14 protein-coding genes are annotated in these 15,950 nt (G+C 70.9%); 7 read left to right on the top strand and 7 right to left on the bottom strand.

The window, feature by feature from the left end; all coding sequences use genetic code 11:
- The first annotated feature begins 143 nt into the window (after window positions 1–143).
- Window positions 144–923: an electron transfer flavoprotein subunit beta/FixA family protein gene (locus AC3EO4_RS45895; RefSeq protein WP_358134647.1), complete on the top strand. Its 780-nt coding sequence runs from the start codon at window positions 144–146 to the stop codon at window positions 921–923.
- 19 nt (window positions 924–942) lie between these two features.
- On the top strand, window positions 943–1,896 hold the full coding sequence (locus AC3EO4_RS45890) for an electron transfer flavoprotein subunit alpha/FixB family protein (protein WP_379576156.1): 954 nt from the start codon (window positions 943–945) through the stop codon (window positions 1,894–1,896).
- Window positions 1,897–1,951: 55 nt separating this feature from the next.
- On the opposite strand, the gene AC3EO4_RS45885 is transcribed toward AC3EO4_RS45890, so the two are convergent.
- The 3 genes from AC3EO4_RS45885 to AC3EO4_RS45875 form a co-directional block, all read right to left on the bottom strand.
- On the bottom strand, window positions 1,952–2,446 hold the full coding sequence (locus AC3EO4_RS45885; protein WP_431902216.1) for an HIT family protein: 495 nt from the start codon (window positions 2,444–2,446) through the stop codon (window positions 1,952–1,954).
- A gap of 71 nt (window positions 2,447–2,517) precedes the next feature.
- Window positions 2,518–3,909, bottom strand: a complete 1,392-nt coding sequence (locus AC3EO4_RS45880; RefSeq protein ID WP_379576154.1) for an MFS transporter — start codon at window positions 3,907–3,909, stop codon at window positions 2,518–2,520.
- The gene (locus AC3EO4_RS45875; RefSeq protein ID WP_431902212.1) at window positions 3,825–4,325 is read right to left on the bottom strand and encodes a TetR/AcrR family transcriptional regulator; all 501 of its coding nucleotides are present in this window, start codon (window positions 4,323–4,325) and stop codon (window positions 3,825–3,827) included. The genes AC3EO4_RS45880 and AC3EO4_RS45875 overlap by 85 nt, the downstream gene beginning before the upstream one ends.
- Before the next feature lie 53 nt (window positions 4,326–4,378).
- Between AC3EO4_RS45875 and AC3EO4_RS45870 the strand changes: the two genes are divergently transcribed.
- The gene (locus tag AC3EO4_RS45870) at window positions 4,379–5,536 is read left to right on the top strand and encodes a cysteine desulfurase family protein (protein WP_431902209.1); all 1,158 of its coding nucleotides are present in this window, start codon (window positions 4,379–4,381) and stop codon (window positions 5,534–5,536) included.
- Between the two features lie 36 nt (window positions 5,537–5,572).
- Here the strand turns inward: AC3EO4_RS45870 and AC3EO4_RS45865 are convergent, their stop codons facing one another.
- Together AC3EO4_RS45865 and AC3EO4_RS45860 are read right to left on the bottom strand one after the other, a co-directional pair.
- Window positions 5,573–5,998 (bottom strand): DoxX family protein, encoded by a 426-nt coding sequence (locus AC3EO4_RS45865; protein WP_379576151.1) that lies wholly within the window; start codon window positions 5,996–5,998, stop codon window positions 5,573–5,575.
- A 105-nt stretch (window positions 5,999–6,103) separates the two neighbouring features.
- Window positions 6,104–6,526 (bottom strand): DoxX family protein, encoded by a 423-nt coding sequence (locus AC3EO4_RS45860; protein WP_431902205.1) that lies wholly within the window; start codon window positions 6,524–6,526, stop codon window positions 6,104–6,106.
- A 198-nt stretch (window positions 6,527–6,724) separates the two neighbouring features.
- Between AC3EO4_RS45860 and AC3EO4_RS45855 the strand changes: the two genes are divergently transcribed.
- Both AC3EO4_RS45855 and AC3EO4_RS45850 read left to right on the top strand, forming a co-directional pair.
- A complete protein-coding gene (locus AC3EO4_RS45855; RefSeq protein WP_431902202.1) occupies window positions 6,725–8,311 on the top strand; it encodes an alpha/beta hydrolase in 1,587 nt (528 codons plus the stop codon).
- Window positions 8,301–9,032, top strand: a complete 732-nt coding sequence (locus tag AC3EO4_RS45850) for a hypothetical protein (protein WP_431902199.1) — start codon at window positions 8,301–8,303, stop codon at window positions 9,030–9,032. Before AC3EO4_RS45855 ends, AC3EO4_RS45850 begins: the two co-directional genes overlap by 11 nt.
- Here the strand turns inward: AC3EO4_RS45850 and AC3EO4_RS45845 are convergent.
- Entirely contained in the window at window positions 9,025–9,585 is a 561-nt protein-coding gene (locus tag AC3EO4_RS45845) for a TetR/AcrR family transcriptional regulator (RefSeq protein ID WP_379576147.1), read from the bottom strand. The genes AC3EO4_RS45850 and AC3EO4_RS45845 overlap by 8 nt on opposite strands.
- Window positions 9,586–9,663: 78 nt before the next feature.
- Between AC3EO4_RS45845 and AC3EO4_RS45840 the strand changes: the two genes are divergently transcribed.
- Both AC3EO4_RS45840 and AC3EO4_RS45835 read left to right on the top strand, forming a co-directional pair.
- Entirely contained in the window at window positions 9,664–11,421 is a 1,758-nt protein-coding gene (locus AC3EO4_RS45840) for an ABC transporter ATP-binding protein (protein WP_379576146.1), read from the top strand.
- An 84-nt stretch (window positions 11,422–11,505) separates the two neighbouring features.
- The gene (locus AC3EO4_RS45835; RefSeq protein WP_431902195.1) at window positions 11,506–14,700 is read left to right on the top strand and encodes a S8 family serine peptidase; all 3,195 of its coding nucleotides are present in this window, start codon (window positions 11,506–11,508) and stop codon (window positions 14,698–14,700) included.
- Between the two features lie 106 nt (window positions 14,701–14,806).
- On the opposite strand, the gene AC3EO4_RS45830 is transcribed toward AC3EO4_RS45835, so the two are convergent.
- Window positions 14,807–15,859: a DUF695 domain-containing protein gene (locus AC3EO4_RS45830; RefSeq protein ID WP_431902194.1), complete on the bottom strand. Its 1,053-nt coding sequence runs from the start codon at window positions 15,857–15,859 to the stop codon at window positions 14,807–14,809.
- Between the last annotated feature and the right edge of the window lie 91 nt (window positions 15,860–15,950).

The following is a 15,950-nucleotide window of genomic DNA, read 5'->3' as shown; positions in this document are numbered from 1 at the left end:
GTGGGACGAGCTGCGGGTTTGCGTCAAAGCTACTCATGGGTAACATGACGACCCGAGGGGCCGTGCAGCTGGCGCCCCGGGCAGTCTGGCAGTCTGGACAGCACTCATCCGAGCATGCGATCACGGGAGGTCGGCCACCGGCCATGAACATCGTCGTCTGCGTGAAGCAGGTCCCCGACACGGCGACCGAGCGCAAGCTCCGGTCCGATGACAAGACGCTCGACCGCGACGCCGTCGACGGCGTCGTCAACGAGCTTGACGAGTACGCGGTCGAGGAGGCCCTGAAGCTCAAGGAGGCCCACGGCGGCGAGGTGACCGTCCTCACCATGGGCCCGGGCAAGGCCACCGAGACCATCCGCAAGGCCCTGGCGATGGGCGCGGACAAGGCGGTCCACCTCAGCGACGACGCCCTGCACGGCTCGGACGCCCTCTCGACCTCCTACGCGATGGCGCAGACGCTGAAGAAGATCGGGTTCGACCTGGTCATCCTCGGCTCGGAGTCGACCGACGCGCGCACCGGCGTGCTGGCCGCCATGCTGGCCGAGCGCCTCGGCGCGGCCCAGCTCACGCTGGCCAACAAGGTGGACGTCGAGGGCTCCTCCATCTCCATCCAGCGACTGACCGACTACGGCTACGACAAGGTCGAGGCGACGCTGCCGGCCGTCGTCTCCGTGGTCGAGAAGATCAACGAGCCGCGCTACCCGTCCTTCAAGGGCATCATGGCGGCCAAGAAGAAGCCGGTCGAGACCCTCTCCGTGGCCGACGCCTCCATCGACGCCGCTCAGGTCGGCCTCGGCGCGGCCTGGTCCGAGGTCGTCGACTTCGCCGCCGCTCCTCCGCGCGCGGCGGGCACGATCGTCAAGGACGAGGGCGACGGTGGCGCGAAGGCCGCCGACTTCCTCGCGTCCAAGAAGTTCATCTGAGAACGGGGGTTTTGCTGATATGTCGGAGATTCTCGTTCTCGTCGAGCAGGTCGACGGTGAGGTCAAGAAGGTCACGCTCGAGCTGCTGACCCTGGCCCGCTCGCTCGGCACCCCCTCGGCCGTCTGGGCAGGCCCGGGCTTCACGGCCGACGCCAAGGCCAGGCTCGCCGAGTACGGCGCGGAGAAGGTCTACGTCGCGGGCTCCGCCGACGTGGTCGACTACGTCGTCGCGCCGAAGGCCGAGCTGCTCGCCCAGCTCGTCGGCAGCGCCGCCCCGTCCGCCGTCCTCGTCGCCGCCACGGCCGAGGGCAAGGAGGTGGCCGGCCGCCTGGCCGTCAAGACCGACTCGGGTGTCATCACCGACGCGGTCGGCGTGGGCGACGGCCTCGTCGCCGACCAGTCCATCTTCGGTGGCGGCGTCAACGTCCACTCCCGCGTCACCAAGGGCACCCCGATCATCGCGGTCCGCCCCAACTCCACCGCCCCCTCTCCCGCCCCCGCGGCGGGCGCGGAGGAGGAGGTGTCCGTCGCCCTCTCCGACGCCGCCAAGGCCTCGAAGATCGTCGACAGGGTCAAGCAGGAGAAGGGCGCCCGCCCCGAGCTCACCGAGGCGGCCATCGTCGTCTCCGGTGGCCGCGGCGTCGGCTCGGCGGAGAACTTCTCGGTCATCGAGAACCTCGCCGACGTGCTCGGCGCGGCCGTCGGCGCCTCCCGCGCCGCCACGGACGCGGGCTGGTACCCGCACCAGTTCCAGGTCGGCCAGACGGGCAAGACCGTGTCGCCGCAGCTGTACATCGCCGCCGGCATCTCGGGCGCGATCCAGCACAGGGCCGGCATGCAGACCGCGAAGACCATCATCGCGATCAACAAGGACCCCGAGGCGCCGATCTTCGAGCTGGCCGACTTCGGTGTCGTGGGCGACCTGCACCAGGTCGTCCCGCAGCTCGCGGACGAGGTCAGCAAGCGCAAGTAGAACCAGGCAGGCGGAAGGCGGCGGCTCCTGTCGGGGCCGCCGCCTTCCTGCCGTTCTAGCCCGCCAGGGCGGCTCTGATGCGGTCCGCCAGCACGCGGGCCTGCTCGACGTCCCACGGGATGATGCCGTTCTCGCTCATCAGCGCGTAGAACTGCTGCTCGTGGTACGGCGTGCCGGGCGGGAGCGGTGCCACGTGCCAGTGCAGGTGCGCGTTGCCCTGCTGGCTGCCCAAAGCGAGCAGGTAGGTCCGCTCCGACGGCACGGCCGCCTCGACGGCGAGGGCGACCTTGCGGACCACCGCCATCAGCGCCGTGTAGGCGTCCTCGTCGAGGTCCCGCACGGCGTGCTCGACATGGGCCTTGGGCGAGACGAGCGTGTAGCCGGGGACGGTGGGATACCTCGCCAGGAAGGCCAGATGCCCTTCGTCCTCGTAGAGGATCTCCTCCAGGTCGTGCGCGGGATCGCCGGCGACGATCGCGCAGATGAAGCAGGGGCCGTTTCTCGTTCGTTCGACGTAGGCGTCCAGGTCCATGCGTTCAGAACGGATCATGGACCGATTCTTCCGCCTCTTCACCCGGGGGCGCCTGCCGTACGGTTCGGCGGGCGCCCGGCGGGTGAGGGTCAGGCGGCGAGCTCGGCGGGCTCGCGGCGCTCGACGGGGGCGATCGTGATGATCTCGGGCTCCGCGCGCGGCAGTAGCCGCGCGGCCAGCGCGATGAGCACGCCGAGGGCGACCGCGATGCCCAATGCCGTCCTCAGCGACGTGAGGTCGCTGAGGAAGCCGATCACCACGGGGCCGAGCAGCAGGCCCGCGTACCCCATCGCACCCGCCTGGGCGATGGCGGGGCCGGGGTTGTCGGTGGAGGTGCCGGCCAGCGAGAGCGTCATCGGCGAGATCGTCGCCACACCGAGACCCACGAAGAACATCGCGAGGACGGCGATCAGCGGCGTCGCGGCCGTGAGCACGATCGTGAACGTCGCGGCCGTGGCCAGACCCGAGACGGTCATGATGCCCCGGACGCCGAAGCGCGAGCGCAGCCTGTCGCCGCCGATCCTGGCGATCAGCATGCCGACCTCGAAGATCGGGTAGCCGAGCGCCGCGACCGCCTCGGTCGCGCCCAGCTCGTCCCGCATGAACAGGCCGTTCCAGTCGGCGACCGTGCCCTCGACCATGAACGCGAAGAACATGATCGCGCCCAGCAGGTAGACGATCGGCGGCATCCGCCTGCGCGTCCTGGTGACGGTCACGGCCACCGGGGTCTCGGGCAGGTAGGTCCGGCCGATGATCATGATCAGGGGGAGCGAGACGAGAGCGACGAGCGCGAGGTTGCCGGTGAAGGACAGGCCGAAGGCGATCGCCAGGCTGCCGACGCCGCCCGCGGTGATCGCGCCGACGCACCATCCGGCGTGCATGCCGTTCATCAGCGGCCTGCCGTAGGCCTGCTCGACCGTGGAACCCTGGGCGTTCATCGCGATGTCGACCGTGCCGAACGCCATACCGAACACCGCGACCGCCACCAGCAGCGACGGCAGGTTGGGCGCGCAGGCGACGCCGAGCAGCGACAGCGCCGTCGCGGGGCCGCCGACCCGTAGCACCGTCCTGCTGCCCGCGCGGCTCATGACGCCGCGCATCGCCTGCATGGTGACCAGCGCGCCCAGGCCCCACACGAGGAGGACCACGCCGATCGTCGCCTCGGACAGTCCGAGCTTGTCGGTCAGCGCGGGGATGCGCACGGTCATCGTGCCCACCATCAAGCCAGCAAGGACAAAAGTGAGGATCGACCCATAACGGGCAGTCCTCAGGTCGCGGGTCATCGTCAACACCTCTCGGGATCGTTCAATGACGCCCCTGCGGAAAGCGCGCAGGGGCGTGGTCGTGTTCGGTGATTTGGGGGAGGGGAGGGGGGAGTGGCGCGGTGGAAGGCGCGCTACAGCAGGGCGAGGAGGCGGGCCTCGAGGGCCTGGAGGTCGCTCTCGGTGTTGAGGTCGGGGTCGTGGCTCGCCACGTCCCACAGGCCCTCACACGCCAGCCGTACGATCTGGGAAGCCACGGGGTCGGGCTCGTCTGCCAGCCCCTCGCGGTGCCACCTGGCCATCGCGTCGCGCAGCGGCGCGAGCAGGAACAGGTTGCCCGAGGCGCCCGTCACGACCGCCCATCGTCGCAGCCGGCCCGAGCGGACGGCTGTCAGCGTGGCGCCCATGTACCGTTTGGTGTAGGTATCGCCCTGCTGTGCCGCCATCAGGTCGTCGAACTCCGCGATGAGCCGCTCGACCATGCCCTTGATCAGGGCTTCCTTGCTGTTGAAGTGGTAGAGGAGACCACCCTTGCTCACGCCGGCCCTGTCGGCTACGGCGGCGAGGGTGAGCGCGGCGGAGCCCTGGTCGCAGAGGAGGTCCTCTGCCGCATTCAGCAACTCGTCACGCTTCATGCCTCTACTATACCGTCCGGACGGTACAGTAGCAAACGAGATACTCTGATCGGGTGAGTCCGGCCTACCTCGATCACGCGGCGACCACTCCGATGCTTCCCGAGGCCATCGAAGCGATGACCCGGCAGCTCGGCCGCGTGGGAAACGCTTCGTCGCTCCACGCTGCGGGACGGCAGGTCCGGCGGGTGGTCGAAGAGTCCCGAGAGACGATCGCCGACGCCCTCGGCGCGCGCCCCAGTGAAGTCGTCTTCACCTCCGGCGGCACCGAAGCGGACAACCTCGCCATCAAGGGCCTCTACTGGGCGCGCGAGCCGCGCAGGCGCATCCTCGTCAGCTCGGTCGAGCACCACGCCTCACTCGACCCCGCCGCGTGGCTCGCCGACCGGCAGGGAGCCAAGGTCGACCTGCTCGAGGTCGACGCCGACGGCAGGGTCCACCCCGACACGCTGCGCGCCGCCATCGAACGCGACCCGTCGGACGTCGCCCTGGTCAGCGTCATGTGGGCCAACAACGAGGTCGGCACCGTCCAGCCGATCCCCGTGCTGTCCGCGATCGCGCGCGAGCACGGCATCCCCTTCCACACCGACGCCGTCCAGGCCGTCGGCATGCTGCCCGTCTCCTTCGCCAACTCCGGCGCCGAGGCGCTCACCCTCACAGGACACAAGGTGGGCGGCCCCATGGGCGTCGGCGCGCTGCTCCTGGCGCGCGGCATCACGCCCGTCTCCGTCCTCCACGGCGGCGGACAGGAACGCGACGTCCGCTCCGGCACCCTCGACGCCCCCGCCATCGCCGGCCTGGCCGCAGCCGTCTCCGCGGCGGTGAAGAGCCAGGAGGACCAGGCGCGCCGCCTCACCGCCCTGCGCGACGACCTCATTCAGCGGGTACGGCAGGCCGTGCCCGACGTCATCCTCAACGGCGATCCCGTCGACCGGCTCCCGGGAAACGCGCACTTCTCCTTCCCCGGATGCGAAGGCGACGCGCTGCTGATGCTGCTCGACGCCAAGGGCGTGGAGTGCTCGACGGGGTCGGCGTGCTCGGCAGGGGTGGCTCAGCCGTCCCACGTCCTGCTGGCGATGGGCGCGGACGTCGCGGCCGCCCGCGGCTCCCTCAGGTTCACTCTCGGACACACCTCGACCCAGCAGGACGTCGACCGGCTGATCGAGGTGCTCCCCGCTGCGGTCGAGCGCGCGCGCCGCGCGGGCCTCAGCTGATCGCACGGGCCTCGCGGGCGGACGTGGGAGCGCCGGTCAGGCCACGCCGTTGTGGGCGGTGAGATGCTCGCGCATGCGGATACGGCTCAGCCACGTGTCGAGCGCCCACGCGCCGGGGCCCATGACCGCGATCAGCAGGAACGACCACGAGTAGACGGCGGCCAGCTCGCCCTCGTTCTGCAGCGGCCACAGGGCCTTCGGCTGGTGGACGAGGAAGTAGGCGTACGCCATCTCGCCCGAGCAGATCAGCGCCGCGATGCGCGTGAACAGCCCGAGAAGGACCAGGCCGCCTCCGACGACCTCGATGACGCCCGCGTACCACTGCGGCCAGACGCCGACGGGAACCGCCTCGCCGCCGAGGGCGCCGAACAGCTTGGCCGCGCCGTGGCAGGCGAACATCAACCCGATGACGATGCGAAATATAGACAGGACATACGGTCTGACCGTATCCAGAACGTTCATGATGACTCTCCTCTTCTGGAGTGCTCTGCCCGCTCGGCGAGGCATGCTGGGCCGTCCGGAAGAGATTTGGGCGGTATTTGACTGATGCGCAAAGGCGCCGGCGAGTCAGGCCGTTGAGGGAGGCGTGACGCGCCCCCTTGCGCGGGTACGGCTCAGCCACGTGTCGAGCGCCCACGCTCCGGGACCCATCACCGCGATCATCAGGAAGGCCCAGGAGTAGGCGGCGGCCAGCTCGCCCTCGTTCTGCAGCGGCCACAGGGCCTTCGGCTGGTGGACGGTGAAGTACGCGAAGGCCATCTCGCCCGAGCAGATCAGCGCCGCGACGCGCGTGAAGAAGCCGATGATGACCAGGAAGCCGCCGACGAGCTCGATGATGCCCGCATACCAGCCAGGCCACTCGCCGGGGCGGACCGCGTCGACGCCGAGGACGCCGAAGAGCTTGGCCGCGCCGTCGGAGGCGAACAGCAGCCCCAGCACGATGCGGTACAGGGACAGGACGTACGGTTTGGCCGACTCGACGAGTTTCATAGCCGCTCTCCTCTCCTGCTGAGCTCTGCCCACCAGATGAGGCGCCTCAGGTGGTGCCAAGGAGATTTGGGATGGATTTAACTGATCCGCCACGTTTGGCGCTGGTTGACACCGATGATCTCCGGGGTGAAGGTTGCGGCACGCGCGTCTCCAGGGGCAGGTGGACCGTTGATCATGATGCGAACATCCCGATGGATCATGTCGGTGCTTCTCCTGCTGGGCCCGCTAGCCGTTCCTGCTCGCGCGTCGGCGGCGCCGCCGATCTCCTGGCGGCCCTGCCCGGCGGGCCAGGCGGAGAAGGCGGACTCGGCGGACTTGGCTGACCCGGTGGTCGAGTGTGGGTCGGTGCGCGTGCCGATGGACTGGGATCACCCCGGCGGCGCCATGATCGAGATCGCGGTGGCCAGGCGGAAGGCGACGGACCCGTCCCGCCGCATCGGCTCGCTGGTGTTCAACCTCGGGGGCCCGGGCATCGCGGGCGTGGAGGCGACCGTCGACGCCGCCGACGTGTTCTCGGCGGAGCTGCTGGAGCGGTTCGATCTCATCGGTTTCGACCCCCGGGGCGTCCCCGGCAGCCCGCCGGTGCTCTGCCCGGCGATCCCCAATCAGCCAGACAATCCGGCCACCGCCGAGGAATACCGCCAGATGCTGGCCAGGCTCAACGCCTACGACAAGGCGTGCCGCCGGCTGTCAGGGCCGATCTTCGACCACGCCGACACCATGAGCGTGGCCCGTGACGTCGAGGCCATCCGTGCCGCCCTCGGGGAGCGGACGATCTCCCTCTACATGCTGTCGTACGGCACGCTGCTCGGCCAGCTGTACGCCGAGCTCTTCCCCCGCCGGCTGCGTGCGCTGGTGCTGGAGGGGAACCTGGATCACAGCCTCCGCCGGCCGCAGGACTTCCTGACGACCAGGGTCCGCACGTCGGAACGGGCGTTCCACCTGTTCGCGGAGTGGTGCGGTGAGCCGTCGTCCGGCTGCGCCCTCAGCGGGCAGGACGTGGTGAAGGTGTTCGACGAGTTGAGGGCGAGGGCCGAGCGCGGGGAGCTTCGCGATCCGGACTTCCCGGACTTCGCGCTGACGCCGGAGTGGCTGGCGGGCAGAGCCGAGTTCGGCATGGCGGACCAGTCACTGTGGCCCGGATTGGGCGACTACCTGGCGGTCCTGAAAGGTCAGGCCGCACCACGCACCACCCGGGAAGGGGAGCCGCCGCGGACCAACCAGGACCCGTACAGCGCGATCTTCTGCGCGGACTTCCGCTGGCCGATCCGCGACTTCCGCGAGCTGGTACGGCTCCGCGACGCCGTACGGCACGCGGCCCCGCATCTGCGATGGACCTTCACCGGCTGGAGAGACGTCGTGGGTTGCCAAGGACGTGACATCACCACCCGCTACCCGCAGCGGCCCTACCGGTTCAGGGACGGCACGCCGCCGGCCCTGCTGGTGAACAGCCGCCACGACGTCGCCACTCCGCACGAGTTCGCGGTGACGGTGTCGCGGCGGATGCCGGGCAGCGTGCTGCTCACCTATGAGGGCGTCGGCCACCGGACCTATGACTTCAGCCCCTGCACCCGTGCCGCGATCGACGGCTACCTCCTGACCCTGGCACTGCCACGGCCCGGTGCGACCTGCCCAGGGGTGCCGGTGACAGGCCAGGCCGATCGTCGGACGACGGCGTCGCCTGGGGCGACGACCCGCCGTCAGGTCTGGCACCCCGCGCGGATGCCGGGTACCGACGCGATACGACCGCGCGGCGCGGGAGCCGAGGACGTGGATGCTCGCTGAGGACTTCGGGTACCGGGTGCTGCCGGGCGCGGCGATCGACACGCCCGGCGTGGACGAGGTCCTGCGGGGCCGGGAGAGGGGCCTGCGCGTGGGCCTCGTCGTGCTCGCCGTCGAAGCCCTGGCGCTGGCGCTCGTGGCTGTGAGGGAAGGCCCTGGGTCGGCGGCGGCCGTCGCCCTCGCCGTGGTCCTTCTGGTGACCGCCGGCCCTGTCCTGCTGTGGCGCAGGGCGCGGCGGAAGGAGAGAGCGATCATGACCACGTACGGCTGGCAGGTGTGGCCCTGTGCCGTCGAGGTCGTCCGCGTGGTCGCCGCCGAAGGACGGCGTGAGCGGGGGCGGCGATGGGCACACCAGAGCCGGGTGGTGCTGCTGCGACCGGACGGGCAGGCCCAGTGCTCGTTCCCGCCTCCCGATGAGGGCGCGCGTCCGGGGGAGGGCGGGCGTCCGGGGGGCGGCGCGGGTCTGGGGAGCGGTGCCGGTTCGGGGAACGGCGGGCGTCCGCGGGAGGGCGGGCGTCCTGATGAGGGCGCGGGGGCGGGGCAGGAGGTCTGGTTCGCGGGCGACACCCGGTTCGGCGGGATGCTGGCCGCTCCTGGAGGGCTTCCCTTCCGCTACGTCACGCGGACCAGGCCAGGGCGGGCCAAGGCAAGCCCGGAGGAGGACCGGGCCGCGGCGACCACCGGGTTGATGCCCCGCTCCTGGCGTCCCGGCGGCCTCACGTAGCGAGGGACTTCCTGAGCGAGCGCAGGCACAGCCCCAGCGACTCGTGCTTGGACGCGCCGGAGTCGCGGATGTGCTGCCACGCGGTGTAGAGCACGGACCACACGAGCTGCTGCACCCAGTCCGCGGGCAGCTCGGCGTCGATGACGCCCTCGGCGTGCCCGCGCTCGATCAGTTCGAGCAGCGCCCGGTCCGAAGGAGTCTCGACCTCCCACTTCTCGCCCGCCATCAGGTGCGGTTCGGCGAAGACGAGCATGAGCCCGTCGCCGAGCTCGAAGTACTGCTGGCACAGCCGGTCGAGCGCCTGGAGCGCGGGGCCCTCGCCCGGCCGGGCCCGCTCGGTGGCCACCGCGATCTTCTCCAGGAGGTCGTCGCCGATGGCGGTGATCAGGTCGGACCGCTCGGGGAAGTAACGGTGGATCGTGGTGCGGCCTACTCCGGCCGCCGCGGCGACGTCGCTCAGCGACGCGCCGGGGTTCTTCGACAGCGTGGCGACCGCGGCGTCGAGGATCGCGCGCCTGGTCCGTGCGCGCATCCCTGTCTCAACAGTCGTCATGTGTTCCACATTAGCTCACCGTGCACCACTGTGGAACGAGCTTGACCGTTATGGAACAGCTGTGTTCCACTGGAGAGCATGAGTGTTCCCAAGTTCCCGCGACTCCGCGTTCTGTGGTCGTTCGCCAGGCCACACAAGGGCAGGCTGGCGATCGGGCTGCTGCTCGCGCTGGTCGGCTCGGGGCTGAGCCTGGCGACGCCCATGGTGACCAAGTGGGTGCTCGACTCGCTCGGCGCCTCCGCCTCGCTCGACGGCCCGGTCGCGGCACTGCTGGTGCTGCTGCTGATCGGGGCGGCCATCTGGTCGTGCCAGTGGATCCTGCTGGGCGCGCTCGGCGAGCGCGTCGTGCTGGACGCCCGCGAGGCGATGGTCCGCAGGCTCTTCAGGGCGAAGGTGTCCGAGGTGACCAGGCGCCCGACGGGCGAGTTCGTCACCAGGGTCACCTCCGACACCGTGCTGCTGCGCGAGGCCGCGTCCTCAAGCGTGATCGGGCTGATCAACGGCGTGATCATGCTCATCGGCACGCTTGTCCTGATGGGCGTGCTCGACCTCGTGCTGCTCGGCACCACGGTCGCCGCGGTGCTGGTGGTCGGCGTGCTGTTCGCCGTCCTCATGCCGGCCATCGCCAAGGCGCAGGAGCAGGCGCAGGAACACGTGGGCAGGCTCGGCGGCGTCCTGGAAAGCGCCCTGCGCGCGATCAGGACGATCAAGGTGAGCAGGGCGGAGGACCGCCAGGCCGACCGCATCATCGCCGACGCGCGCGCGTCCACCCGCCACAGCGTCCTCGCGGTGCGCAGGGAGGCCATCGCCTGGACCCTCGCGTGGGCGGGCATCCAGCTCGCGATCATCCTCATTCTCGGCATCGGCGCATGGCGGGTCGGAGCCGGCCTGCTGGAGGTGTCCAGCCTGATCGCGTTCCTGCTGTACGCGTTCGCGCTGATGGAGCCGGTCACCGAGCTGAGCCAGAACATCACCGCGCTCCAGTCGGGGATCGCCGCCGCCGAGCGCATCAGGGCGGTCGACGACCTCGAGCTGGAGAGCGACGTGCCGGTGACGCGGCAGGAGGGGGCCGCCGCGTCCGGCGGCCCGATCCTGGAGCTGCGCCAGGTCTCGGCCGCCTACGGGCCCGACGCCGAACCGGCCGTGCGCGGCGTCGACCTGGTGATCCCGCGCAGGGGCCACACGGCGATCGTCGGGCCGTCGGGCGCGGGCAAGACCACGCTGTTCTCGCTGCTGCTGCGCTTCCTCGAGCCGCAGCGGGGAGAGATCCTGCTGGACGGCGTGCCGTACACCGGGCTGACGCACGAGCAGGTGCGGGAACGGCTCGCCTACGTCGAGCAGGACACGCCGATCGTGCCGGGCACGATCCGCGACAACCTGTTCTTCTCCCACCCCGACGCCACGGAGGAGGAGTTGCGGCGGGTCCTCTCCGAGGTACGGCTGGCCGACATGGTGGACAGGCTCGGCGACGGGCTCGACACGGCGCTGTCCTCCACCTCGGTGTCGGGCGGCCAGCGGCAGCGGATCGCGCTGGCGAGGGCGCTGCTGCGCACCCCTGACGTGCTGCTCCTCGACGAGGCGACAGCCCAGCTCGACGGGCTGACCGAGGCGGCGGTCCAGGAGTGCATCAGGTCACGCGCGAAGGCCGGCGCGGTGGTCACGGTGGCCCACCGGCTCTCGACGGTGATCGACGCGGACCTGATCGTGGTGATGGAGGACGGCCGCGTACGCGCCCAGGGCACCCACGAGGAGCTCCTGGAGTCCGACGAGCTGTACCGGCGGCTCGTCGAGGCGCTGCGCATCGCCTCGCAAGGAGTGCCTGCCGCAGTGGCGTGACCTGCACGGGTGAAGAGAGCGAGAACCCGATCGCGGACTTCGGCGAACAAAGGGAGATCGTTTCCTTCACCCGTGAGGCAGGTCATGACATTAGGAAAGTCGCTCATCGCCGCGCTCCTGGCCGGGGCGGTCGGCATGACGCCCGCCCAGGAGCCGTCGCCCCCGACCGCGCAGGCACAGGCCGGCACGGCCAAGGCGAGCGGGGTCACCCTGATCACCGGTGACCGCGTCGTGGTCACCGGCCGCGGCCACCGTGTCGAGCCGGGACCCGGCAGGCGGGTGCGCTTCGCGAGCCAGGTGCGCGGAGGGCACCTGTACGTGATCCCGTCCGACGCCCATGCGCTGGTCGCCCAGGGGGTGCTGGACCGGCGGCTGTTCGACGTCACCCAGCTGCTGGCCTGGGGATACGGCGACGCCGACACCCCCGACATCCCCGTGATCTCGCAGGCGGCGGACGGCCAGGCTCTGGCCCCTCAGGGCGCACGACAGACCCGCCGGCTGTCCAGCCTCGGGATGAGCGCGTCGAGCGTGCCCAAGGCCGGCGCAGGGCAGGCGTGGAAGGACCTGACCGGCGGCGGGGCCCGCGCCCTGGCGGCGGGCACCACCAAGCTGTGGCTGGACGGCCGACGGTCCTACTCCCTGGACCAGAGCGTCAAGCAGATCGGCGCCCCCCAGGCGTGGCAGCAGGGCATGACCGGCAAGGACGTCACGGTCGCCGTGCTCGACTCCGGCTACGACCCCGACCATCCCGACCTGAAGGACGCGGTGGTCCAGGCGCGCAACTTCAGCACCGACCCCGACGTCCGCGACACTCTCGGCCACGGCACCCACGTCGCCTCGATCGTCGCGGGCAGGGGCGAGAAGTACCGCGGGGTGGCGCCGGAGGCGAAGCTGGCCGTCGGCAAGGTGGGCAACGCCTCGGGCCCGACAGACTCCGCCATCCTGGCGGGCATGGAATGGGCGGCGGTCGAGGTCAAGGCCAAGGTCGTCAACATGAGCTTCGGCGACGTGGACAGCCTGGAGCTCGACCCGCTGGAACAGGCGGTCAACACGCTGTCGGAGCGGACCGGCACCCTGTTCGTCGCCGCGGCGGGAAACGGCGGCCCCAACGGCAAGGTCGGCAGCCCCGGTAGCGCCGAGGCCGCGCTGACCGTGGGGGCGGTCGACAAGCAGGACCGGTTGGCCGACTTCTCCAGCGTGGGGCCGCGGACGAGCGACCACGCGATCAAGCCGGACGTCACCGCGCCGGGCGTGGGCATCGTGGCCGCCGCGGCCTCCGGCACGGCCGACGGCCCCTACGTGGCCTACAGCGGCACCTCGATGGCCTCGCCGCACGTCGCGGGAGCGGCCGCGATCCTGGCCCAGCGGCACCCCGAGTGGACGGGGGCGCAGCTGAAGGCCGCGCTCATCGGCAGCGCCAAGCCGTCGAACGATGCCACGCTCTACCAGCAGGGCGCCGGGCTGGTCGACCTGGTGCGCGCGCTCAAGCAGCAGGTCGTGGCCACGCCGGGCAACGTGTGGGCCGCCTTCCCGTGGAACGGCACGGGCGAGCGGGTGACGACCAGGACGATCACCTACGCCAACGCCGGTGACGCCCCGGTCGGCCTCGACCTCGCCGTCGACGGCGAGGTGCTGAAGCTGTCCGCCGACCGGGTCGAGGTGCCCGCGAAGGGCGAGGCCTCGGTCACCCTCACCATCGACGCGGGCGGCAAGGCGCCAGGCGACTACGCCGGGACGGTCACCGCCCGGTCGGGTGAGACCGTGATCCGCACGCTGGCCGGCGCCTACGTCGAGCCGGAGTCCTACGACGTCACCATCACGGCGACCGGCAGACAGGGGCAGCCGGTCGACCCCAGGGCCAGTACGGTCTACGACCCGACGAGCGGGACCATCCACGAGCCGGCCTTCCGGAACGGCGTCGCCAAGATCAGGCTGCCCGAGGGTGACTGGAACCTCCACACCGAGATCACCGAGAAGATCGACGGGAAGTGGGTGGACACGATCGCCGTCAAGCCGCTGAAGGTCGACGGCGGTGACCGGCAACTGGCGGTGGACGCTCGCGAGGGCAAGCCGGCCAAGGTCACACTCGACGACCCGACCGCCCAGCCTCAGCGCAGTTTCAGCTACGGCCTCGCCCATGGCAAGTGGAACTCCTGGGTGCTGGCGGGCGGCGACGTCAACAGCGAGTTCTTCGTCGTTCCCGTCCGTCTGCCAGGGCTGACCTACCATCTGGGGACCCTGTGGCATAGCAAGGACGCCTCTCCCAGCCCGTACGTCTACGACCTGGTCCACCACCACACCGACGGCATCCCCGAGGATCCCACCTACAACGCCAGGCAGCAGGACCTGGCGAAGGTCATCTCGACCTACAAGGCGTCAGGAGTGGCGGCCACGGGCATGCCGCTCGCCGGATTCCGCGCCATCGACATGCCGGGCATGAACCTGGGGAGGCTGGTCGGTGAGATCAGCCTGCCCGGCACGCTCACCCAGTACCGGACTCCGGGGCTGACCTACGATAGCGGGCTCGAGGTCGGCACGTCCGTCCTCATGGACGGCGGCAAGGTCATGAAGCGCGGTCAGACCAGCGAGGTGTGGAACACCGCGGTCAGTGGCCCTTCGTTCCTGCTGCCGGGCGGCAGCCGTACCGGGGACAGGCTCACGTTCTCCGCCGTCGGGTCGTTCGCCGACGGGGGCGCGGGGAGATCGGGCTCGGACAGCGCCGCCACCGGCACCGCCGCCCTCACCAGGGACGGGCGGGTGGTGGCCAAGGCCGACCTCGCGAACTGCGGGATCTACGAGCCGAAGGCGTGTGAGCTTCGCGCCGACCTCCCCGCCGAGTCCGCCGCCTACACGCTGACCGCGTCCATGCGCAGGCAGGTGCCCTACTCGGCGCTCTCCACGGGAGTGGAGTCCGTCTGGACGTTCACGTCCTCGAACACCGCCGAGGAGCGACCGCTCCCGCTGATGGCGATGCGTTACGCGCCCGCAGGGCTCGACGACTCCAACCGCGCCAAGCCGGGCTCGCTGACGCCGCTGCCGATGTGGACCGAGCGGAACCCGGGGTCCGCGAAGGCGGAGGTGAAGTCGGTCCGGCTGGAGATGTCCTCCGACGACGGCACGACCTGGCGCCGGATCCCGGTCGTCCGCACCGGCCAGGGGTGGACCGCCGTGGTTCCGAACCCGCGCACGCCGGGATTCGTCTCACTCCGCGCGGTGGTGACCGACGCCGCGGGCGCCGGTCTGACCCAGACGATCACCCGGGCGTACGCCGTGGGCTGATCCCCAGCCTCTGGTACGGCTGAGCGCGCAGCCGTACCAGAGCACCGCGTTCCCGCGCGAGCGCGCCCAGAGCACCGCCGGGTGCCTCGCGGGCGCCCGTGGCCCGCTAGGAGAGGAAGGGGGCGACGGAGGTCCAGCCGGGGTCGGTGACCACATCGACGAGCGGCTGGCCCTCCTCCCAGCTCACGATCAGCTCCTTGGCGTGGATGGCGGCCTCGCCGGTCGGGTCGGCGTAGACGTGGATCACCCTGGCGCCCTCCGCGCTCAGGTGCGCCGCCAGCACCCCGTCGGCGTGCAACCTGCTGAGCCTGGCGGCCAGCCGCTCCTCGAACTCCCGCAGCGACGCGAGCGACTCGCCCACCGGCAGGCCGTTCTCGTCGGCGCGCGCGTAGGGGAGGGTGATCTGGATGTGCTGGTCGTAGAGCGGGTAGTCGACGGGCCGCAGCGGATAGCGGGCCGTGGCGACGAGCGGCGCGCCGCCGGCGGTCTGTCCTTCGAGCAGCGCCCACTGCTCCTCGGCGAACTCGGAGGCCAGGTCGGCGATCACCGCGGGCAGGTGCACCGCCTCGACGGAGTCGATCGGCTGGAACGTCGCGGCGGTGATCTCGCCGACCCATCTGGCCACGTCGTCCTCGCCGAGCAGCCAGTCGAGGGCCAGCAGCGTGGCCTCCATGCGGGTCTCCTCGTCCAGCATGACGAAGACGGGGTGGAAGGCCGCGATGTCCATGCGCGGGTTCCCTCTCGGGACGCGCAGGCCGAGCAGCAGCTTGTCGAGCGCGAACTCGTAGCCGCCGACGTCGAGCGTCAGCTCCATCGCCTCGGGGTTGGCCTGGCGCGAAGGGTGGTACTCCCACAGCGCGTCGCTCTCCGGCGCGCCCTTCACCCACCTGTGAGCCAGCGAGCGCAGCTCCGGGTCGCCCGCGGACGTCACCACCAGCGCCTGCTGGGCCTGCCTGCCCGGGGCGACCTCCCAGACCAGGCCGGGATGGATCGCGGTGACGGCGGGCGCGATCAGCTCTGACAGCCGCTCTGCCTCACCCGCCTCGACCAGCGCGTCGATCTGGGGCCTGGTCTGCTGCCACCACTCCCAGAACTCCGCCAGCCCGTCGCCGGTCGCGCCGGCCTCTTCTTCGTCGTCCTTGCGCCCGAACAGTCGCATAACCCAGCATTCTCGCACCCCACAGGCGCGCATCTCTCCGATCCCGTCCGGTACGGCGAGCCGGTCCCGCGCCTCCACGCTCGACCGGCGC

This window comes from Nonomuraea sp. bgisy101 (assembly GCF_057708945.1).
The sequence above is the reverse complement of the archived record's forward strand: the minus strand, read 5'-3'. Positions and strand labels throughout refer to the sequence as shown.